Source organism: Streptomyces sparsogenes (assembly GCF_001704635.1).
Taxonomy (GTDB): Bacteria; Actinomycetota; Actinomycetes; order Streptomycetales; family Streptomycetaceae; genus Streptomyces; species Streptomyces sparsogenes.
Genome location: NZ_MAXF01000204.1, coordinates 1 through 7,032, shown reverse-complemented (window position 1 = coordinate 7,032; position 7,032 = coordinate 1). Strand labels below are relative to the sequence as shown.

The 7,032-nt window shown below is 75.9% G+C and carries 1 protein-coding gene; it reads left to right on the top strand.

Annotation, left to right across the window (positions count from 1 at the left end):
- Positions 1-9: 9 nt before the first annotated feature.
- A partial coding sequence (locus tag BBH68_RS36480; RefSeq protein WP_170066636.1) for a type I polyketide synthase occupies positions 10-7,032 on the top strand: 7,023 nt, incomplete at its 3' end.

Genomic DNA, 7,032 nt, shown 5'->3' with positions numbered 1-7,032 from the left:
CTGGACGGTGTGCGCATCCCGATCGGCTCGGTGAAGTCGAACATCGGCCACGCCGAGTCGGCGGCGGGCATCGCGGCGCTCACCAAGGTGCTGCTCCAACTGCGCCACCGGGAGCTGGTGCCCTCGCTGCACGCCGAACGGCTCAACCCCAACCTCGACCTGGACGCCACCCCGTTCCGGGTGCAGCGCGAGCTGGCCGAGTGGACCCCCCGGGTCGACCCGGCCGGCCGGCCGCTGCCCCGCACTGCCGGGATCAGCGCGTTCGGGGCGGGCGGCAGCAACGCCCACGTGATCCTGGAGGAGTACGTGTCGACCGGCCCGAGCCCCGAGGAAGCCCCGCCGCCCTATGTGTGCGTGCTCTCGGCCCGTGACGAGGAGCGGCTGGCCGAGCACACCGCGCGGACGGCCGAGTACCTGCGCGGCGAGGGGCGCCACGCGCACCCCGCGGCGCTCGCCCGGACCCTGCAGACCCGTGAGCCGCTGGCGCGCCGGCTGGCCGTGGTCTTCGAGGACGTCGAGGACCTGGCGGGCGAACTCGAACGCCATCTGTCCGGCGGCTCGCCCCGGGTCCTGACCGGCACCGCCGCCCGCTCCGCCGCACCGCCCGCGGACCGTACGCCGCACGACATGGCCGCGGCCTGGGTGCGTGGCGCGAAGGTCGAGTGGCCCGGCGGCGGCCCGCGGATTCCGCTGCCCGGCTACCCGTTCGCCCGGGAGCGCTGCTGGCTGCCCGCCGCCGACGCGGTGCGCGCGCCCGCGCCCGCCCGGGACCGCGACCTGCGGGGCGAGGTGCTGCTCTCGGCCGACACTCCCGTCATCGCCGGGCACCGGGTCCAGGGCCGGTCCCTGCTGCCCGCGCTGGCCTACTTCGACCTCGTCGCGGGCGTCTTCCGCGACCACGGCCACCCGCTCGGAGAGCTGACCTTCCGTGACCTGACCGCGCTGCGACCGCTGGATGTGACGGACGGGCCGGTGTCCGTGGAGATCCGGGCCACCGTCTCGGGGCCCGGCCGCTGGCAGGTCACCGTCGCCGACGGCGAGCCGTACGCCAGGGCCGAGGTCGAGCTGACCGGCGCGCCTGGCTTCGCGGACCGGCTGTCCCCGAGCCGTCCGCAGGGCGCCCCGCGCTCGCTGGACGAGATCTACCGGCGGGACGGGGGCAACGGCCAGCAGTACAGCGGCGCCGCACGGGCCGAGGGCCTGCTGTGGACCGATGCGGAACAACTGGTCGCCCACCTCACCGCGGCGCCCGGCGACCACCTGGTGCACCCGGCCCTGCTGCTCGGCGGCGCGGTCGCGGCAGGCTCGCTGCTGGACACCGGCGGTCAGGCGTTCCTGCCGCTGCACGTGGCCTCGTTCCGTACCACGGGCCCGCTGACCGGGAGTTCGACGGCCCGGGTGCGCCGCTCCTCGGTGAGCCGGCGCGGTGAACTCGTGCGGCTCTCCGTGGACTTCTTCGACGAGACCGGCCGGCAGGTGGCCGAGCTCTCCGGGCTGTCCAGCAAGTCCGTACGGACCGCGCCGGCCGCCGAGCCCGCCACCGTCCCGGCCACTGAGCCCGCCACCGAACCCGCCACCGAGCCCGCCGCCGGGGCGGAGCCCCGGCCCGGCGCGGCGGCCGGGGTCCGGGACCGGCTGCGCCGGCTGGTGGCCCGTCACCTGGGCCGGGAGCCCGAGGCGGTCCCGGTCGACGCCGGGTACTACGAGCTCGGGATCGACTCCGTGCAGGTGCTGGAACTGGCCGAAGAGCTGCACCGCGAGGTGGGCCGGGAGCTGGACCCGACGCTCCTGTTCGAATACACCACCATCCGCGACTTGGCCGCCCACCTCGCCGAGCGGTATCCGGACGCGTTCGTAACGCTGGACGCACCGGCACACGCCGAGGGCCCCGCACACGCCGAGGGCCCCGCGCTGGCCGAGGGCTCCGCACCGGCTGACGGCCCCGCGCCGGCCCGGCCCGGCCTGCCGGGCGGGCTGAGCCGGATCGAGGCGGCCACGCGCATTCCGCCGGCCCCTGCCCCGACCGGCCTCACGGCGGACGGACTCGACCGCCTGATCGCCGCCCGAGTGCTGGCGCGGCTGCGCGAGGCGGGCGCGTTCGCCGGGGGCCGCGGCGAGTCGCTGACCGGGCTGGCCGACCGGCTGTCCGTCGTGGACAAGTACCGGCGCTGGCTCGAGGAGGCCGCCCGGCTGCTCGACGCCACGGGGCTGGCCCAACTGCGCGACGGCGGCCTGGAGCCTGGCGCCGGGCCGGCGCCAGGCGACCCCACGTGGGAGGAGGCGCGCGAGCGCTTCGCCACCGACCCCTACTGGAACGCGCAGCTCTCCCTGGTGGGCGAGTGCGTGGACCGGCTGCCCGAGATCCTGTCCGGCGCGCTGCCCGCCACCGACGTGCTGTTCCCCGGCGGCTCCATGGCCAAGCTCACCGCGGTCTACCAGGGCAACCCGGTCGCGGACCGGCTCAACGAGGTGGTGGCCGAGGTGGCCGCGGCGGCGGTGCGCGACCGTCTGGCCGAGGACCCGTCGGCGGCCGTGCGGGTGGCCGAGGTGGGCGCCGGCACCGGGGGCACGACGGCCGTGGTGCTGCCCCGGCTCGACGCACACGCCGAACGGCTCGAGTACTGGTACACCGACCTCTCCCCGGCCTTCCTCGACCAGGCCGAGCGCCGCTTCGGGCCCGGCCGTCCGTATCTGCGCTACGGCCGGTGGAACGTGGAGCAGCCGGGCGCCGGCGAGCGGCTGACCGGCGGCGGCTGCGATGTGATCGTGGCGACCAACGTACTGCACGCCACCCGGGACATCCGGCTGGTCCTGCGCAACCTGGCCGCCGCGCTGCGCCCGGGCGGGGTCCTGGTGATCAACGAGGTCACCCGCAAGTCCGCGGCCCTGACGCTGACGTTCGGTCTGCTCGACGGGTGGTGGCTGTACGACGACGAGGAGGTCCGCATCCCCGGGGCGCCCATCCTCACCGGCCCCCGCTGGGAGGAGGTGCTGGGCGACAGCGGCTTCGGGGCGGTGTGGCGGCCCGTCGCGGCGCCGGACGCGTTCGGCGAGGTGTTCGCCGCGCAGCGGCCGGTCGAGGTCCCGGCGCCCGCCGGAACCCGGCTGCTGGCCCGGGAGTGGGAGCCGGCGCCGGCCACCGGCGGACGGCGCCCCACGGCGGTGGCGGTGCTCGGCGCCGGGCCCGCGGCCCGGCGGCTCGCCGGGGCCCTGTCCGGCGCGACACCGGTCGCCTCGGCGGCGGATCTGGACGACCGCTTCGACGCGCTGGTCGACCTGGGCGGACTGCCGCTCGACACCTGGCTGCCGGCCGTACAGCGGATGGCCGGGCGCGAGGCCCTGCTGCTCGGCGTGGGGCCGGGGGACGCCAGGGCCGGGCTCTACCGGATGCTGGGGCACGAGTACGGCCGCGTCAGGTCCCGCTATCTGGAGGCGGACCCCGCCGACCCCGGGCTGCCGGGCCTGGTCGCCAGGGAACTGGCCGACGGGGGCGAGGACACCGAGGTCGGCTACCTGGACGGGGTGCGGCACCGGGCCCGCCTCGCCGAGCTGCCGGTCGGCACCGGCGCCCCGGTCCGCTTCCCGGCCGACGAGGCGCTGCTGATCACCGGTGGCACCCGGGGCATCGGTCTGGCGCTCGCCCGCCACGCCGTTGTCAGGTGGGGGGCCCGCACCCTGGTGCTCACCGGCCGTGAGCAGCTGCCCCCGCGCGAGGACTGGCACCGCCACGGCCCGGACACGGCGCTGGGCCGCAAGCTGCGCGGGCTGCGGGAGCTGGAGCGGGACGGGGTCCGGCTGCGGGTGCTGTCGCTTCCCCTGGGCGAGGACCCGGCCGCCGTGCGCGAGGCGGTGGCCGGCGTCCGGCGCGAACTGGGGCCGATCGGCGGTGTGCTGCACGCCGCCGGACTGGTGGACCGGGACCACCTCGCCTTCGTCACCAAGCCGGTCGACGCGGTGCGCGCGGTGCTGGCGCCGAAGACCTCCGGAGTGGACGCGCTGGTGGACGCGGTGGCGGCCGATCCGGTGCGGTTCTTCGTTCTGTTCTCGTCGGTCGCCTCGGCGGTACCGGCCGCCGCGGTCGGCCAGAGCGACTACGCGATGGCCAACGCCCACCTGGACGCCGTGGCCAGGCGGAAGCCGCATGGACTGCCCCTGGTGAGCGTGGCCTGGCCGAGCTGGCGTGACACCGGCATGGGCACCGAGCGGCCCGGCCCCGGCTATCAGGCCACCGGGCTCGGCGAACTCTCCGAGGCCGAGGGGCTGCGGCTGCTCGACCACATCCTGTCCACCGGGGCCGGCCCGGTGGTGCTGCCCGCGATCGTCCCCGAGCGGTGGACCCCGGAAGCCCTGCGGGTCCGCGGGCCGAAGGCCCCGGCCAGGACCGCCGCCCCCGCGCCCCTCACCGAGCCGTCCGCCCACGGCGACGTGGCCCGGGCCGCCGTGCGGGAGGCCGAGTCCTGGCTGCTCGCCCTGCTGGCCGGGCAGTTGGGCTTCGGCCGCGACCGGCTCGCGGCCGATGTGCCCATCGCCGACTACGGAACCGACTCGATCATGATGGTGCAGCTCCTGCGGCAGGTCGGCGGCCGGCTGGGCGTCGAACTCGACCCGTCCGTGCTGGCGGAACAGCCCACGGTGGAGTCCTTCGTCGGCTGGCTGGCCGAAAACCACGGCCAGGCCCTGGCGGCGGCCTTCGGCACGGAAGGCTTCGGTACGGAAGGCTTCGGTACGGAAGGGGAGGCGGCGTCCGTACGAGCCGCCGTACCGGCCCCGGCAGCGGCCCGGCCGTCGGCCGGGCGCACGGCCGGCGACGAGTCCGCCGTCGCGATCATCGGGATGTCCGGCCGATTCCCCGGCGCCAGGGACCTGGACGCCTACTGGCGGCTGCTCAGCGAGGGCCACTCCGCGATCGCCCCGGTGCCCGCCCGGCGCTGGGGACGGGCGACCGGGTACCGCGCGGGCCTGATCGACATCGACGGGTTCGACCCCGGCCACTTCCACCTCTCCGACAGCGACGCCGCCGCCATGGACCCCCAGGCGCTGCTGCTGCTGGAGGAGACGCTGTTCGCGTTCGCCGACGCCGGATACGCCCCCGAGGAGCTCAAGGGGCACGACATCGGCGTGTACGTGGGCGGCCGCACCCGGCACGACCCGGGCGAGCAGGTTCTGGCCCGCAGCCGCAACCCGGTGGTCGCGATCGGCCAGAACTACCTGGCCGCCAACCTGTCCCACTACTTCGACCTGCGGGGCCCGAGCACCGTCGTGGACACCGCGTGCTCCTCGGCGCTGGTCGCGATGCACCACGCCGTCCAGGCCCTCCGGTCAGGTGACGCCGAGGCGGCCGTGGTGGCCGGGATCGGCCTGCTGCCGGACGAGGGCGGACACCGGCTGTTCGACCAGCGCGGGCTGCTGAACCAGGAGCCGGAGTTCCACGTCTTCGACCGGCGGGCCCGCGGTTTCACGCCCGCCGAGGGCGTCGGCGTCCTGCTGCTGAAGCCACTGGCAGCCGCCGAGGCGGACGGCGACCAGGTGCACGCCGTGATCAAGGCGGTGGCGGTCAACAACGACGGCCGTACCGCCGGACCGGCCACCCCGAACCCGGCGGCCCAGCAGCGGGTCATGGCCACCGCGCTGGCCCGCGCCGGCGTCGACGCCGACGACGTGACGTACATCGAGACCAACGCGGCCGGGTCGGCCGTCCCCGACCTGATCGAGCTGAAGGCGATCCAGGCCGTCTACCGGAACGGCTCCGACACACCGTGCAGCCTGGGGTCGGTCAAGCCGAACATCGGCCACCCGCAGTGCGCGGAGGGCATCGCCGGGGTCATCAAGACCGTGCTGATGCTGCGCAACCGCCGGATCGTGCCGTTCCTGAGCGGTCAGCAGCCGCCGGCCCACTTCGACATGGGCGCCACACCCCTCAGGTTCGACCGCGAGCTGACCCCCTGGCCGGACGCGCCGCTGGTCGCCGCCGTGTCCAGCTTCGCGGACGGCGGCACCAACGCCCACGCCGTCCTGGCCGCCGGCGGCGCCGGCGGCGCCACCCGGCGGCCGCTGGAGCGCCCGAGGCTGAACCGGCGCCGGCTGCCGGCGCCGGGCGCCGAGCGGTTCGCGATCGTCGGCATGGCCGGGCACTACCCCGGCGCGCCGGACCTGGCGGCCTTCTGGGACAACCTCAAGGCGGGCCGGGACAGCGTCGCCGAGGTGCCCGCCGAGCGCTGGCGGACCCCCGACGGGGAGCGGGTGTCCCGCTGGGGCGGATTCCTCGACGACGTCGACCGGTTCGACGCCGACTTCTTCCGGATCTCCCGTCCCGAAGCGGAGATCACCGACCCGCAGGAGCGGTGGTTCCTGCGGACCTGCTGGGAGGCGATCGAGGACGCCGGGTACACCCCGGCCACGCTCGCCGAGGCCACCGGGCCCGACCGGCGCCGCGCCGTCGGCGTGTTCGCCGGGGTGATGCACAAGGACTACACCCTGGTGGCCGCGGAGGCGCCCGAACCGGTTCCGCTGAGCCTCAACCAGGGCCAGATCGCCAACCGGGTCTCCTTCTTCTGCGACTTCCACGGCCCGAGCATGACCGTGGACACGCTCTGCTCCTCCTCGCTGACCGCCCTGCACCTCGCGGTGGAGAGCCTGCGCCGCCGGGAGTGCGAGGTCGCGCTCGCGGGCGGGGTCAACCTCTCGCTGCACCCCGGGAAGTACCGGACGTACGGCACGGTCGGCATGCACTCCTCGGACGGCCGCTGCCGCTCCTTCGGGGAGGGCGGGGACGGCTATGTGTCGTCCGAGGGGGTCGGCGCGGTGGTGCTCAAGCCGCTGGCCGCCGCCGAGGCCGACGGCGACCACATCTACGCCGTCATAGCCGCGACCGCGGTGGGCCACGGCGGGGCCGTCAGCGGATTCAGCGTCCCCAGCCCGGTGGGACAGGCCGCCGTGGTCTCCGCCGCCCTGGCCGCGGCCGGTGTCGACGCCCGCTCGATCGGCTACGTCGAGGCCCACGGCACGGGCACCTCGCTCGGCGATCGAGGTGCG